This window comes from Enterobacter soli ATCC BAA-2102, from assembly GCF_001654845.1.
GTDB classification, from domain to species: domain Bacteria; phylum Pseudomonadota; class Gammaproteobacteria; order Enterobacterales; family Enterobacteriaceae; genus Enterobacter; species Enterobacter soli.
Window position 1 is genome coordinate 132,214 of the sequence record NZ_LXES01000026.1, and the last position, 15,772, is coordinate 147,985.

At 52.5% G+C, this 15,772-nt stretch carries 13 protein-coding genes; all 13 read left to right on the plus strand.

Annotated features, from left to right (window positions below; genetic code table 11):
- Positions 1–25 precede the first annotated feature (25 nt).
- Positions 26–583, plus strand: a complete 558-nt coding sequence (gene frr / locus M987_RS09795) for a ribosome recycling factor (RefSeq protein WP_014068970.1) — start codon at positions 26–28, stop codon at positions 581–583.
- Between the two features lie 96 nt (positions 584–679).
- Entirely contained in the window at positions 680–1,879 is a 1,200-nt protein-coding gene (gene ispC / locus M987_RS09800) for a 1-deoxy-D-xylulose-5-phosphate reductoisomerase (RefSeq protein ID WP_014068971.1), read from the plus strand.
- Positions 1,880–2,065: 186 nt separating this feature from the next.
- The gene (gene ispU, locus M987_RS09805; protein WP_014068972.1) at positions 2,066–2,824 is read left to right on the plus strand and encodes a (2E,6E)-farnesyl-diphosphate-specific ditrans,polycis-undecaprenyl-diphosphate synthase; all 759 of its coding nucleotides are present in this window, start codon (positions 2,066–2,068) and stop codon (positions 2,822–2,824) included.
- A gap of 12 nt (positions 2,825–2,836) precedes the next feature.
- The gene (gene cdsA / locus M987_RS09810; RefSeq protein ID WP_014068973.1) at positions 2,837–3,694 is read left to right on the plus strand and encodes a phosphatidate cytidylyltransferase; all 858 of its coding nucleotides are present in this window, start codon (positions 2,837–2,839) and stop codon (positions 3,692–3,694) included.
- Positions 3,695–3,705: 11 nt separating this feature from the next.
- Positions 3,706–5,058, plus strand: a complete 1,353-nt coding sequence (gene rseP / locus M987_RS09815; protein WP_014068974.1) for a sigma E protease regulator RseP — start codon at positions 3,706–3,708, stop codon at positions 5,056–5,058.
- A gap of 29 nt (positions 5,059–5,087) precedes the next feature.
- Positions 5,088–7,505 carry an outer membrane protein assembly factor BamA gene (bamA, locus tag M987_RS09820; RefSeq protein ID WP_014068975.1) on the plus strand — a complete coding sequence of 806 codons (2,418 nt, stop codon included), beginning with the start codon at positions 5,088–5,090 and terminating at the stop codon, positions 7,503–7,505.
- A 121-nt stretch (positions 7,506–7,626) separates the two neighbouring features.
- Complete coding sequence (skp, locus tag M987_RS09825; protein ID WP_014068976.1) at positions 7,627–8,121, plus strand: molecular chaperone Skp; 495 nt, start codon at positions 7,627–7,629, stop codon at positions 8,119–8,121.
- A gap of 3 nt (positions 8,122–8,124) precedes the next feature.
- A complete protein-coding gene (gene lpxD, locus M987_RS09830; RefSeq protein WP_014068977.1) occupies positions 8,125–9,150 on the plus strand; it encodes a UDP-3-O-(3-hydroxymyristoyl)glucosamine N-acyltransferase in 1,026 nt (341 codons plus the stop codon).
- Positions 9,151–9,254: 104 nt separating this feature from the next.
- Positions 9,255–9,710 (plus strand): 3-hydroxyacyl-ACP dehydratase FabZ, encoded by a 456-nt coding sequence (fabZ, locus tag M987_RS09835; RefSeq protein WP_010426706.1) that lies wholly within the window; start codon positions 9,255–9,257, stop codon positions 9,708–9,710.
- A 3-nt stretch (positions 9,711–9,713) separates the two neighbouring features.
- Complete coding sequence (gene lpxA / locus M987_RS09840) at positions 9,714–10,502, plus strand: acyl-ACP--UDP-N-acetylglucosamine O-acyltransferase (RefSeq protein ID WP_014068978.1); 789 nt, start codon at positions 9,714–9,716, stop codon at positions 10,500–10,502.
- On the plus strand, positions 10,502–11,650 hold the full coding sequence (lpxB, locus tag M987_RS09845) for a lipid-A-disaccharide synthase (protein WP_014068979.1): 1,149 nt from the start codon (positions 10,502–10,504) through the stop codon (positions 11,648–11,650). Before lpxA ends, lpxB begins: the two co-directional genes overlap by 1 nt.
- Positions 11,647–12,243 (plus strand): ribonuclease HII, encoded by a 597-nt coding sequence (rnhB, locus tag M987_RS09850; RefSeq protein WP_014068980.1) that lies wholly within the window; start codon positions 11,647–11,649, stop codon positions 12,241–12,243. The genes lpxB and rnhB overlap by 4 nt, the downstream gene beginning before the upstream one ends.
- 38 nt (positions 12,244–12,281) lie before the next feature.
- On the plus strand, positions 12,282–15,764 hold the full coding sequence (gene dnaE / locus M987_RS09855) for a DNA polymerase III subunit alpha (RefSeq protein ID WP_014068981.1): 3,483 nt from the start codon (positions 12,282–12,284) through the stop codon (positions 15,762–15,764).
- The last annotated feature ends 8 nt before the right edge of the window (positions 15,765–15,772 follow it).

Here is a 15,772-nt window from a genome sequence, read left to right on the forward strand (position 1 = left end):
AGACAAGTTTTCAAGGATTCGTAACGTGATTAACGACATCAGAAAAGATGCTGAAGTACGCATGGACAAATGCGTAGAAGCGTTCAAAACCCAAATCAGCAAAATTCGTACTGGCCGTGCTTCCCCAAGCCTGCTGGATGGCATCGTAGTGGAATACTACGGCACGCCAACTCCACTGCGTCAGTTGGCTAACGTCACTGTTGAAGACACCCGTACGCTGAAAATCAACGTATTCGATCGTTCCATGGGCCCGGCAGTTGAAAAAGCGATTATGGCGTCCGATCTGGGTCTGAACCCAAGCTCAGCGGGCACTGATATCCGTGTTCCACTGCCTCCGCTGACGGAAGAACGTCGTAAAGATCTGATCAAAGTTGTGCGTGGCGAAGCTGAGCAGGGTCGTGTTTCCGTGCGTAACGTGCGTCGCGATGCGAACGATAAAGTTAAAGCACTGCTGAAAGACAAAGAAATCAGCGAAGACGACGATCGTCGTTCCCAGGACGACGTGCAGAAACTGACTGACGCAGCTATCAAGAAAATTGATGCGGCGCTGGCAGATAAAGAAGCGGAACTGATGCAGTTCTGATTTCTGTCGTACACTGATAAACGCCGTTCAGAGAGCCTACGTGGCTTGCTGGCGGCGTTTTGCTTTTATCTGGTCTAACATTTTTCCGGGCATCTCATGAAGCATTTAACTCTCCTTGGCTCAACCGGCTCTATTGGTTGCAGCACTCTCGACGTTGTTCGCCATAATCCTGACATCTACACCGTGACCGCCCTCGTGGCCGGAAAGAATGTGCAGCGCATGGTTGAACAGTGTCTGGAGTTTGCGCCTCGCTATGCGGTAATGGATGACGAGGGCAGTGCTCGCCAGGTGAAAGCCTTGCTGGAAGAGAAGGGCAGCCGTACCGAAGTGTTGAGCGGGCAGCAGGCAGCTTGCGAAATGGCTGCGCTGGATGAGGTTGATCAGGTGATGGCGGCAATCGTCGGCGCGGCAGGGCTTCTGCCGACGCTTGCCGCTATTGATGCCGGTAAAACGGTATTGCTGGCAAATAAAGAGTCATTGGTGACCTGCGGGCGCCTGTTCATGGATGCCGTAAAACAGCGCGGGGCGCGCCTTTTGCCGGTAGACAGCGAACACAACGCGATTTTTCAGAGTTTACCTCAACCTTTTCAACAGAACCTGGGGTACGCTGACCTGGAGCAAAATGGCGTTGTGTCTATTCTGCTTACCGGGTCTGGTGGCCCGTTCCGGGAAACACCACTGTCTGAACTGCGCGCAATGACGCCGGATCAGGCGTGTCGTCATCCGAACTGGTCGATGGGGCGTAAGATCTCCGTTGATTCTGCCACCATGATGAACAAAGGTCTGGAATACATTGAAGCTCGCTGGTTGTTTAATGCATCGGCGAAACAGATGGAAGTGCTGATCCACCCGCAATCGGTGATTCATTCGATGGTGCGTTATCAGGATGGTAGCGTGCTGGCACAGTTGGGTGAGCCGGATATGCGTACACCTATCGCGCACTCAATGGCGTGGCCAAATCGCGTGAAATCGGGCGTAAAACCCCTCGATTTTTGCAAGTTGAGTTCACTGACCTTCAGCGAACCTGACTATGACCGCTACCCGTGTCTGAAGCTTGCCATGAATGCGTTTGACCAGGGGCAAGCGGCGACGACAGCACTCAATGCAGCCAATGAAATTACCGTTGAGGCATTTCTGAATCAGCAAATCCGTTTTACCGATATCGCGGCACTGAATTTGTCGGTACTTGAGATGATGGATTTGCGCGAACCTCAGAGCGTGGAAGAGGTGCTGGCGGTGGATGAACAGGCTCGTATTATTGCGCGTAAACAGGTGACACATCTCGCAAGCTGGTGATAAAGCAGCCACTAGTGGTCGTGCTATTTGTTAGCGTAGGGCTTCAGTGATATAGTCTGCGCCACCTGATCGCAGGAATTTGACTTTACGTGGTCAGGTAAGCCGTGGTTTGACACGGCTTTTTTATGTATAGGCTTCAGTATTCCTGAGTACCGTTAAATCCTTTTCAGGGACTAAAAACGCGTTATGTTGTCTGCGAATCAACCATTAAGCGAAAACTTGCCAGCTCATGGCTGCCGTCATGTAGCAATCATCATGGATGGCAACGGCCGCTGGGCGAAAAGACAAGGGAAGATAAGAGCCTTTGGGCATAAAGCCGGGGCGAAATCTGTTCGCCGCGCCGTTTCTTTTGCCGCTAATAACGGCATTGATGCGTTAACGCTCTATGCTTTTAGCAGCGAAAACTGGAATCGACCTGCGCAGGAAGTCAGTGCGTTGATGGAATTGTTTGTGTGGGCGCTCGACAGCGAAGTAAAAAGCCTGCATCGCCACAACGTCCGCCTGCGTATTATTGGTGAAACCAGTCGTTTTAACTCACGTTTGCAGGAACGAATTCGTAAAGCAGAAGCGTTGACTGAAAATAATACCGGTCTGACGCTCAATATCGCGGCGAATTACGGCGGACGCTGGGATATTATCCAGGGCGTTCGGCATTTGGCCGAACAGGTTCAGGAAGGGCTGTTGAGACCCGACCAAATTGATGAAGAGGCGCTGGGTCAGCAAATCTGCATGAATGAACTGGCTCCCGTGGATTTGGTAATTAGGACAGGGGGGGAGCATCGCATAAGTAACTTTTTGCTTTGGCAAATAGCCTATGCCGAACTTTACTTTACGGATGTTCTCTGGCCCGATTTTGATGAACAAGACTTTGAAGGTGCGCTGCATGCCTTTGCCAATCGAGAGCGTCGTTTCGGCGGCACCGAGCCTGGTGGCGACAACGCCTGATGGGGGTAGCTTTTGCTGAAGTATCGCCTGATTTCCGCTTTTGTATTAATACCCATTGTCATTGCGGCGCTGTTTTTACTGCCCCCAGTGGGATTCGCGATTGTTACGCTGGTGGTGTGTATGCTCGCCGCGTGGGAATGGGGACAGTTTAGCGGCTTTACCTCGCGCACTCAGCGGGTATGGCTGGCGGTGCTCTGTGGCTTTATTCTGGCCCTGATGCTGTTTACATTGCCTGAATATCATCATGATATTCATCAACCGCTGGTTGCTGGCGCGCTTTGGGTGTCGCTGGGCTGGTGGGTTGCCGCGCTGTTGCTGGTGCTTTTTTATCCAGGATCCGCGGCGCTGTGGCGTAATTCTAAAGTTTTACGCCTTATTTTTGGCCTGCTCACAATTGTTCCTTTTTTCTGGGGTATGCTCGCGCTGCGCGCATGGCACTATGACGACAACCACTACAGCGGCGCGTTATGGCTGCTCTACGTGATGATTCTCGTCTGGGGGGCTGACTCAGGTGCTTATATGTTTGGTAAACTGTTTGGCAAACATAAACTCGCACCGAAGGTCTCTCCGGGGAAAACCTGGCAAGGATTCATCGGCGGCTTGTTTACAGCAGCGATTATCTCCTGGGGCTACGGCGTCTGGGCGAATCTTGAGGTTGCACCGTCAACCCTGCTGGTATGCTCTATTTTCGCTGCGCTGGCATCTGTTTTAGGTGATTTGACCGAAAGCATGTTTAAGCGCGAAGCAGGGATCAAAGATAGTGGTCACCTTATCCCAGGACATGGCGGTATACTGGATCGCATTGACAGCCTGACAGCGGCTGTTCCAGTGTTTGCTTGCCTGCTTTTACTGGTATTTGGGACGATTTAACGGAAGGTTTTATGCTGAGCATTCTCTGGAATCTGGCGGCGTTCATAGTTGCACTGGGTGTACTGATTACCGTGCATGAATTTGGCCATTTCTGGGTTGCTCGCCGTTGCGGTGTGCGGGTAGAACGATTTTCCATTGGTTTTGGTAAATCGCTCTGGAAGCGCACCGACAAACATGGCACCGAGTTTGTCCTCGCACTTATTCCTCTGGGCGGTTATGTCAAAATGCTCGACGAACGCGTCGAGCCTGTCGCCCCTGAACTTCGACATAGCGCGTTTAACAACAAAACGGTTGGACAACGCGCCGCCATCATTGCTGCCGGACCGGTAGCCAATTTCATCTTTGCTATTTTCGCCTACTGGCTGGTGTTTATCATCGGCGTCCCTGGCGTTCGCCCGGTTGTGGGTGAAATTGCCCCTAACTCCATCGCGGCGAGTGCGCAAATTACACCAGGGATGGAACTTAAAGCGATTGATGGCATCGAAACCCCTGATTGGGATGCCGTGCGACTGCAACTGGTCGCCAAAATCGGTGATGCGCAGACCACCGTCAGCGTGTCGCCATTTGGTTCTGACCAGCGGCAGAACAAAGTGCTGGATTTACGCCACTGGAGTTTTGAGCCTGACAAAGAGGACCCGGTCTCTGCACTGGGGATTCGACCGCGCGGCGCGCAGATCGAACCGGTATTAGCAGAAGTACAGGCTAATTCGGCGGCGAGCAAAGCGGGTTTGCAAGCGGGCGACAGGATCGTTAAAGTCGATGGTCAGCCATTAACACAGTGGATGACCTTTGTTAATCTGGTGCGCGATAATCCAGGCACTTCACTCGCACTGGAAGTAGAAAGGCAGGGGAGTCCGCTGTCACTGACGCTTATCCCGGATACCAAATCGGGCGGCAAAAAGGCGGAAGGGTTTGCAGGCGTTGTGCCGAAAGTCATCCCACTGCCAGATGAGTACAAGACAATACGCCAGTATGGGCCGTTCAGCGCCATCCTTGAAGCCACGGATAAAACATGGCAACTGATGAAGCTAACGGTCAACATGTTGGGGAAATTGATAACCGGTGATGTGAAACTGAACAACCTCAGTGGGCCAATCTCTATTGCCCAGGGGGCTGGGATGTCAGCGGAATTCGGGGTGATTTACTATCTCATGTTCCTCGCGCTCATTAGCGTGAACCTTGGGATAATCAACCTGTTCCCGCTTCCCGTATTAGACGGGGGTCATCTGCTGTTTTTAGCGATTGAAAAGCTAAAAGGCGGACCGGTATCCGAGCGAGTTCAAGACTTTAGTTATCGCATTGGCTCGATTTTGCTGGTGCTGTTAATGGGGCTTGCACTTTTCAATGATTTCTCTCGGTTGTAAGAGAGTGTTAGGAAGAACGCATAATAACGATGGCGATGAAAAAGTTGCTCATAGCGTCGCTGCTGTTTAGCAGCGCCACCGTATACGGTGCTGACGGGTTCGTAGTGAAAGACATTCATTTCGAAGGCCTCCAGCGTGTCGCCGTTGGTGCGGCCCTCCTCAGTATGCCTGTACGCCCCGGCGATACGGTTAATGATGATGATATCAGTAACACCATCCGTGCTCTGTTTGCCACCGGCAACTTTGAGGACGTTCGCGTTCTGCGCGATGGTGATACGCTGCTGGTTCAGGTAAAAGAACGCCCAACGATCGCCAGTATCACTTTCTCCGGTAACAAATCGGTTAAAGATGACATGCTCAAGCAAAACCTTGAAGCATCTGGTGTCCGTGTCGGTGAATCTCTGGACCGCACCACTCTTTCCGATATTGAGAAAGGTCTGGAAGATTTCTACTACAGCGTCGGTAAATACAGCGCCAGCGTGAAAGCGGTGGTGACTCCGCTGCCACGTAACCGTGTAGACCTGAAGCTGGTATTCCAGGAAGGTGTCTCTGCGAAGATCCAACAGATCAACATCGTAGGGAACCATGCTTTCAGTACCGACGAACTGATCTCAACCTTCCAGCTGCGCGACGAAGTGCCGTGGTGGAACGTTGTTGGCGATCGTAAATACCAGAAACAGAAACTGGCGGGTGACCTTGAAACCCTGCGCAGCTACTACCTGGATCGCGGTTATGCCCGTTTCAACATTGACTCTACTCAGGTCAGTCTGACTCCGGACAAGAAAGGTATCTACATTACGATTAACATTACTGAAGGCGAGCAGTACAAGCTTTCTGGTGTTGAAGTGAGTGGAAACCTGGCGGGGCACTCTGCTGAGATCGAGTCTCTGACTAAAATTCAGCCGGGCGAACTGTATAGCGGCGCGAAAGTGACCAAAATGGAAGACAGCATTAAGAAGCTGCTCGGCCGTTACGGTTATGCGTACCCGCGTGTACAAACTCAGCCTGAAATCAACGACACGGATAAGACCGTTAAGCTGCGCGTAAATGTGGACGCGGGCAACCGTTTCTACGTGCGTAAGATCCGTTTCGAAGGTAACGATACCTCCAAAGATTCCGTACTGCGCCGCGAAATGCGTCAGATGGAAGGTGCATGGCTGGGTAGCGACCTGGTAGACCAGGGTAAAGAGCGTCTGAACCGTCTGGGTTACTTTGAAACGGTAGATACTGATACCCAACGCGTACCGGGCAGCCCTGATCAGGTTGATGTCGTCTATAAAGTCAAAGAGCGTAACACCGGTAGCTTTAACTTCGGTGTGGGTTACGGTACTGAAAGCGGCGTGAGCTTCCAGGTGGGTGTTCAGCAGGATAACTGGCTGGGTACAGGTTACTCTGTTGGTATCAACGGCACCAAAAACGACTACCAGACCTATTCTGAGTTCTCTGTTACCAACCCATACTTCACCGTTGACGGTGTAAGCCTGGGTGGTCGTATCTTCTATAACGACTTTAAAGCAGATGATGCAGATCTGTCCTCCTATACCAACAAGAGTTACGGTGTAGACGGAACGCTCGGCTTCCCGATTAACGAATACAACACCCTGCGTGCTGGTTTAGGCTACGTGCATAACGACCTGTCTAACATGCAGCCGCAGGTGGCGATGTGGCGGTACCTGGATTCCATCGGGCAGTCAACCAGTAAGACTGGCGACAACAACGGTTTTGCGGCAGATGACTTCACCTTCAACTATGGCTGGACGTATAACCGTCTTGACCGTGGTTACTTCCCGACGGAAGGTTCTCGCGTCAACCTGAACGGTAAAGTTACCGTGCCGGGTTCCGATAACGAGTTCTACAAAGTCACGCTGGATACCGCGTCTTACTTCCCAATCGATGATGACCATAAGTGGGTCGTCTTGGGTCGTACCCGTTGGGGTTATGGCGATGGTTTAGGTGGCAAAGAACTGCCATTCTATGAAAACTTCTATGCGGGTGGTTCCAGCACCGTACGTGGCTTCCAGTCCAACAACATTGGTCCGAAAGCGGTTTACTACGGTGGAAACAAGTCGGATAACTGTAATAAATCCTCGTCAACGGAAGTTTGTAGCTCCAATGATGCGGTGGGCGGTAACGCGATGGCGGTTGCCAGCCTGGAGTTCATCACTCCAACGCCGTTTATCAGTGACAAGTATGCAAACTCCGTACGTACATCCGTATTCTGGGATGCGGGTACAGTGTGGGATACCAACTGGGAAAATACCGCTCAGATGCGTGCAGAAGGCGTTCCGGACTACAGCGATCCGAGCAATATTCGCATGTCTGCGGGTATCGCATTACAATGGATGTCACCGCTGGGGCCGTTGGTCTTCTCTTACGCCCAGCCGTTTAAGAAATATGATGGAGATAAGTCGGAGCAATTCCAGTTTAACATTGGTAAAACCTGGTAATAATCCGCAGCAACGGAATGCAATGGCAGTGTAGCGCTGACAACCGGCGATCGGTAAACGGTCGCCTTGCCACGCAAAGAACGGTACCTTTAGGTGCTAATGGGATGGTAAGGAGTTTATTGTGAAAAAGTGGTTATTAGCTGCAGGTCTCGGTTTAGCGATGGTAACTTCTGCTCAGGCAGCAGACAAAGTTGCAATCGTCAATATGGGTAGCTTGTTCCAGCAGGTTGCGCAGAAAACAGGTGTTTCCGCAACGCTGGAAAACGAGTTCAAAGGCCGTGCAAGCGAACTGCAAGGTATGGAAAACGATCTTCAGTCCAAGATGCAGCGTCTGCAGCGTGATGGTTCTACCATGAAAGCCGCCGATCGCAGCAAAATGGAAAAAGACGTCATGGCGCAGCGCCAGACTTTCTCCCAGAAAGCACAAGCTTTCGAGCAGGATCGTCAGCGTCGTTCTAACGAAGAACGCGGCAAACTGGTGACTCGCATTCAGACCGCTGTTAAATCAGTTGCTGCCGATCAGGGTATCGATCTGGTTGTCGATGCGAATGCCGTTGCTTACAACAGCAGCGATGTTAAAGACATCACCGCTGATGTTCTGAAACAGGTTAAATAAGTAATGCCTTCAATTCGACTGGCTGATTTAGCTCAGCAGTTGGATGCAGAATTACACGGTGATGGCGATCTCGTCATCACCGCTGTTGCGTCCATGCAATCTGCTAAAACTGGCAACATTACCTTCATGGTAAGCCCTAAGTACCGTGAACATCTGGCTCAATGCCAGGCGTCTGCCGTTGTTCTGACGCAGGACGATCTTCCATTTGCCACAGGCGCTGCACTGGTAGTGAAAAATCCCTACCTGACGTATGCACGCATGGCTCAAATTCTTGATACCACGCCGCAGCCGGCACAGAACATTGCTGCCAGTGCAGCGATTGATCCAACGGCGCAGCTGGGTAACAACGTTTCAATTGGCGCAAACGCCGTTATCGAATCCGGGGTTGTGCTCGGCGATAACGTGGTGATTGGCCCAGGTTGTTTCGTTGGGAAAAATACGAAAATTGGCGCCGGTTCCCGTTTATGGGCCAATGTGTCCGTTTACCACGAAGTCGAGATCGGCGAAAATTGCCTCGTTCAGTCCAGTACCGTAATCGGTTCTGACGGATTCGGTTATGCCAACGATCGTGGTAATTGGGTTAAGATCCCGCAGCTTGGTCGCGTGATTATCGGCGATCGTGTTGAGATCGGTGCCTGTACCACCATTGACCGTGGCGCGCTTGACGACACCATTATTGGTAACGGTGTTATCATCGATAACCAGTGTCAGATTGCACATAACGTTGTGATTGGCGACAATACTGCCGTTGCTGGTGGTGTCATCATGGCGGGCAGCCTCAAAATTGGCCGCTACTGTATGATTGGTGGTGCCAGCGTGATTAACGGGCATATGGAAATATGCGACAAAGTCACGGTAACAGGAATGGGCATGGTGATGCGTCCTATCACTGAGCCAGGCGTCTATTCCTCTGGTATACCGCTACAGCCTAATAAGGTGTGGCGTAAAACAGCAGCTCTGGTGATGAATATTGATGATATGAGCAAGCGACTCAAGGCTCTTGAGCGCAAGATCGATCAACAAGACTAAGCGTTCATCCAATAAACGCTAAATTTCCCGGCCTGTCGGCTTTCTTATAATCCGGCAGGCCGTGTTATTATTGCTATTCAGTACATTTTGACAGGAAGAGTATTTTGACTACTGACACTCATACTCTGCATATTGAAGAGATTTTAGAACTTCTGCCGCACCGCTACCCGTTCTTGCTGGTAGACCGTGTGCTGGATTTTGAAGAAGGTCGTTTTCTGCGCGCAGTGAAAAATGTCTCCGTTAACGAGCCATTCTTCCAGGGGCACTTCCCTGGTAAACCTATCTTCCCGGGTGTGTTGATCCTGGAAGCGATGGCACAGGCTACCGGTATTCTGGCGTTTAAAAGCGTTGGTAAGCTGGAGCCAGGTGAGCTGTATTACTTCGCGGGTATCGATGAAGCGCGCTTTAAGCGTCCAGTCGTGCCTGGTGATCAGATGATCATGGAAGTCACTTTTGAAAAAACGCGTCGCGGCCTGACTCGCTTCAAAGGCGTAGCTCTGGTTGACGGCAAAGTTGTTTGCGAAGCGACGATGATGTGTGCTCGTAGCCGGGAGTCCTGATACGTGATTGATAAATCCGCCTTTATTCATCCTACTGCTATTGTGGAAACCGGTGCCATCATCGGTGCTAACGTTCACATTGGCCCGTTTTGTATTGTTGGACCCCATGTCGAAATTGGTGAGGGTACAGTACTGAAATCTCATGTCGTGGTGAATGGTCATACGACTATTGGCTGCAATAACGAGATCTATCAGTTCGCCTCCATCGGCGAAGTTAACCAGGATCTGAAATATGCTGGTGAAGCGACCCGTCTGGAAATCGGCGATCGTAACCGTATTCGCGAAAGCGTCACCATTCATCGTGGAACAGTACAGGGTGGTGGATTGACGAAGGTGGGCAGCGACAACCTGTTTATGGTCAATGCACACATCGCGCATGACTGTACCGTAGGTAGCCGTTGTATTCTTGCCAACAACGCAACGCTGGCAGGACACGTATCGGTTGATGATTTCGCAATCATTGGTGGCATGACCGCAGTTCATCAGTTCTGCATCATTGGTGCACACGTGATGGTCGGCGGTTGCTCCGGCGTGGCGCAAGACGTCCCGCCGTATGTGATTGCGCAGGGCAACCATGCAACGCCGTTTGGCGTTAACATCGAAGGCCTCAAGCGTCGTGGTTTCAGCCGCGAAGCGATTACAGCCATCCGTAACGCGTACAAACTTCTGTACCGTAGCGGTAAAACGCTGGAAGAGGCGAAGCCGGAAATTGCCGAGCTGGCGAATAAGCACCCTGAAGTGAATGCGTTCATGGAATTCTTTGAACGTTCAACGCGTGGTCTGATTCGTTAATGGTCGACAGTCGTCCGCTTACGATAGCCCTGGTCGCCGGAGAAACCTCCGGCGATATTCTTGGTGCAGGTCTCATCCGCGCGCTCAAGGCTCGTGTACCCAATGCTCGCTTTGTTGGCGTAGCAGGCCCGCTGATGCAGGCTGAAGGCTGTGAAGCCTGGTATGAAATGGAAGAACTGGCGGTGATGGGCATTGTTGAAGTGCTCGGTCGTTTACGTCGTCTTCTGCATATTCGTGCCGATCTCACCCGTCGTTTTACCGACCTCAAACCTGATGTGTTTGTCGGTATCGATGCACCTGATTTCAACATTACCCTTGAAGGGAACCTGAAAAAACAGGGCATCAAAACCATTCATTATGTCAGTCCGTCCGTCTGGGCGTGGCGACAGAAACGCGTTTTCAAAATTGGTAGATCCACCAATCTGGTGCTGGCTTTTCTGCCTTTCGAAAAAGCGTTTTACGACAAATTTAATGTCCCGTGTCGTTTTATCGGTCATACCATGGCGGATGCGATGCCGCTTGAGCCAGATAAAAATGCAGCGCGTGATGTGCTGGGTATTCCGCACGATGTGCACTGTCTGGCGCTGTTGCCTGGAAGCCGTGGCGCTGAAGTGGAAATGCTCAGTGCCGATTTCCTGAAAACAGCGCAGATTCTTCGCCAGACCTACCCAGACCTTGAAGTGGTTGTGCCGTTGGTTAATGCCAAACGCCGTGAGCAGTTTGAGCGCATTAAAGCCGACGTTACGCCCGATCTCCGCGTTCATATGCTGGACGGGAAGGGGCGTGAAGCGATGGTCGCCAGCGATGCCGCACTGCTGGCATCGGGCACGGCTGCACTTGAGTGTATGCTGGCGAAATGTCCGATGGTGGTGGGCTATCGTATGAAGCCATTCACCTTCTGGCTGGCGAAACGTCTGGTGAAAACCGACTACGTTTCACTGCCAAACCTGCTTGCCGGGCGCGAGCTGGTGAAAGAGCTCTTGCAGGATGATTGCCAGCCGCAGGCGTTGGCCGATGCGCTATTGCCGCTTCTTGCAGACGGTAAAACCAGCCACCAGATGCATGACACATTCCGGGAATTGCATCAGCAGATCCGCTGTAATGCCGATGAGCAAGCGGCTGACGCGGTGCTGGAGCTAGCAAAATGATGGAATTTATTTACCCGCACACGCATCTCGTTGCCGGTGTGGATGAAGTAGGACGTGGGCCGTTGGTTGGCGCAGTGGTCACCGCAGCGGTGATCCTCGATCCTGCGCGTCCGATTATTGGCCTGAACGATTCGAAAAAACTGTCTGAAAAGCGCCGACTGGCGTTGTTCGACGAGATAAAAGAACATGCGCTGGCCTGGAGTCTTGGGCGCGCAGAGCCGCATGAGATCGATGAACTGAACATCCTGCACGCCACCATGCTGGCGATGCAGCGTGCGGTGGCGGGTCTGAAAATCGCTCCCGAATACGTACTGATTGACGGTAACCGCTGCCCAGCCTTGCCTGTGCCATCTATGGCGGTCGTCAAAGGCGATAGCCGGGTAGCAGAAATCAGTGCGGCTTCTATTATTGCCAAAGTGACACGCGATGCCGAAATGGCCGCGCTGGACCTCACTTATCCCCAGTATGGTTTTGCCCAGCACAAGGGATATCCAACCGCTTTCCATCTGGAAAAGCTGGCTGAACATGGCGCAACTGAACATCATCGGCGCAGTTTTGGCCCGGTGAAACGTGCGCTGGGACTGGTGTCCTGAATCAAGACGCAAGCAATTAAGTAACGCGGAATCTGAAGATGGCTGAACCACGTTTCGTACACCTGCGGGTGCATAGCGACTACTCCATGATCGATGGGCTGGCAAAGACCGGGCCGCTGGTGAAAAAGGCGGCCGCTCTGGGTATGCCTGCGCTGGCGATCACCGATTTTACCAACCTGTGTGGCCTGGTGAAGTTCTACGGAACGGCGCATGGCGCTGGGTTGAAACCTATCGTCGGGGCAGATTTTCATGTGCAGAGCGAGCTGCTTGGCGATGAAATGACGCAGATAACCGTGCTGGCCATGAACAACACGGGTTATCAGAACCTCACTCTGCTTATCTCAAAAGCATATCAGCGCGGATATGGCGCGCTGGGGCCGTGGATCGACCGCGACTGGCTGGCTGAGCTGAACGACGGTTTGCTGCTGATTTCAGGCGGCCGCATGGGTGATGTCGGCCAGAGTCTGCTGCGTGGCAATAGTGCGCTGGTTGATCAGTGCATTGCATTCTATGAAGAGTATTTCCCGGATCGCTACTATCTGGAGCTGATACGTACCGGACGTGCGGACGAAGAGAATTATCTTCATGCGGCGGTTGCGCTTGCCGAAGAGCGTGGTTTGCCCGTTGTGGCGACGAACGATGTGCGTTTTCTTGAGCCGGGTGACTTTGACGCCCACGAAATTCGTGTCGCTATCCACGATGGTTTTACCCTCGACGACCCAAAACGCCCGCGTAACTACTCGTCGCAGCAGTATATGCGTAACGAAGACGAGATGTGCGAGCTCTTCTCTGACATCCCGGAAGCGCTGGAAAACAGCGTAGAGATTGCCAAACGCTGTAACGTTACCGTGCGTCTGGGTGAGTATTTCCTGCCGCAGTTCCCGACGGGCGACATGACCACGGAAGATTTCCTGGTTGTGAAATCGAAAGAAGGTCTGGAAGAGCGTCTGGAATTCCTGTTCCCGGATGAGGCCGTCCGCAAAGAAAAACGCCCGCCGTATGATGAGCGTCTGGATATCGAACTCCAGGTGATTAACCAGATGGGTTTCCCGGGTTACTTCCTGATCGTAATGGAGTTTATCCAGTGGTCGAAAGATAACGGCGTGCCGGTAGGCCCTGGACGTGGTTCCGGTGCGGGCTCGCTGGTGGCTTACGCGCTCAAAATTACCGACCTCGATCCGCTGGAATTTGACCTGCTGTTCGAACGTTTCCTTAACCCGGAACGTGTATCCATGCCTGACTTCGACGTTGACTTCTGTATGGAGAAACGCGACCAGGTTATCGAACACGTAGCGGACATGTACGGCCGTGATGCGGTCTCGCAGATTATTACCTTCGGTACGATGGCAGCGAAAGCGGTTATCCGCGACGTGGGCCGTGTTCTGGGCCATCCGTATGGCTTTGTTGATCGCATCTCGAAGCTGGTTCCGCCCGATCCAGGTATGACGCTGGCAAAAGCCTTTGAAGCCGAGCCGCAGCTGCCAGAAATCTACGAAGCAGACGAAGAAGTTAAAGCGCTGATCGACATGGCGCGCAAGCTCGAAGGGGTCACGCGTAACGCCGGTAAACATGCGGGTGGTGTGGTCATCGCGCCCACCAAAATTACCGATTTTGCGCCGCTCTATTGTGACGAAGCCGGGCAGCACCCGGTTACCCAGTTTGATAAGAACGACGTGGAATATGCTGGGCTGGTGAAGTTCGACTTCCTCGGCCTGCGTACGTTGACGATCATCGACTGGGCGCTGAAGATGATCAACCCGCGCCGCGAAAAGCAAGGTCTTGAGCCAATAGACATTGCCGCCATCCCGCTGGATGACAAGAAAAGTTTCGATATGCTGCAACGCTCGGAAACCACAGCGGTTTTCCAGCTTGAATCCCGCGGCATGAAAGATCTGATCAAGCGTCTGCAACCCGACTGCTTCGAAGATATGATCGCGCTGGTGGCCCTGTTCCGTCCGGGCCCGCTGCAATCAGGGATGGTAGATAACTTTATCGACCGTAAGCACGGGCGCGAAGAGATTTCCTACCCGGATGTTCAGTGGCAGCATGAAAGCCTGAAACCGGTACTGGAGCCAACCTATGGCATCATCCTGTACCAGGAACAGGTCATGCAGATTGCCCAGGTGCTCTCTGGTTATACCCTCGGCGGCGCGGATATGTTGCGTCGTGCAATGGGTAAGAAAAAGCCGGAAGAGATGGCCAAGCAGCGTGGCACCTTCGAAGAAGGGGCAAAAAATAACGGCGTTGACGGCGAACTGGCGATGAAAATCTTCGACCTGGTGGAGAAATTCGCCGGGTACGGATTTAACAAATCTCACTCTGCCGCCTATGCTTTGGTTTCGTACCAGACGCTGTGGCTGAAAGCGCACTATCCGGCTGAGTTTATGGCGGCGGTAATGACTGCCGATATGGACAACACCGAAAAGGTGGTTGGCCTGGTAGACGAATGCTGGCGCATGGGGCTTAAGATCCTGCCGCCGGACATTAACTCTGGTCTGTACCATTTCCACGTTAACGAACACGGGGAAATTGTCTACGGGATCGGCGCGATCAAAGGTGTGGGTGAAGGTCCGATCGAGGCGATCATCGAAGCGCGTAACAACGGCGGTTACTTCCGTGAGTTGTTCGATCTGTGCGCCCGTACCGATACCAAAAAATTGAACCGCCGCGTGCTTGAAAAGCTGATCATGTCTGGTGCGTTCGACCGGCTCGGGCCGCACCGCGCCGCGCTGATGAACTCGCTCGGCGATGCCCTGAAAGCCGCCGATCAGCACGCAAAAGCGGAAGCCATTGGCCAGGCAGATATGTTTGGCGTACTGGCAGAAGAGCCAGAGCAGGTTGAGCAGTCGTATTCCAACTGCCAGCCGTGGCCAGAACAGGTAGTACTGGATGGGGAACGTGAAACGTTAGGCTTGTACCTGACGGGTCACCCCATCAACCAGTACATCAAAGAAATTGAGCGCTATGTCGGAGGCAACAGGCTAAAAGACATGCATCCGACAGATCGTGGTAAAATCACCACGGCTGCGGGGCTCGTGATTGCTGCAAGGGTTATGGTCACCAAGCGCGGCAATCGAATCGGCATCTGTACGCTGGATGACCGTTCCGGGCGGCTGGAGGTGATGTTGTTCACCGACGCGCTGGATAAATACCAGCAATTGCTGGAAAAAGACCGCATACTTATCGTCAGCGGACAGGTCAGCTTTGATGACTTCAGCGGGGGGCTTAAAATGACCGCCCGCGAAGTGATGGACATTGACGAAGCCCGGGAAAAATATGCTCGCGGGCTTGCTATCTCGCTGACGGACAGGCAAATTGATGACCAGCTTTTAAACCGACTCCGTCAGTCTCTGGAACCCCACCGCTCGGGGACAATTCCAGTACATCTCTACTATCAGAGGGCGGATGCACGTGCGCGGTTGCGCTTTGGTGCAACGTGGCGTGTCTCTCCGAGCGATCGTTTACTAAACGATCTCCGTGGCCTCATTGGTTCGGAGCAGGTGGAACTGGAGTTTGACTAATACAGGAA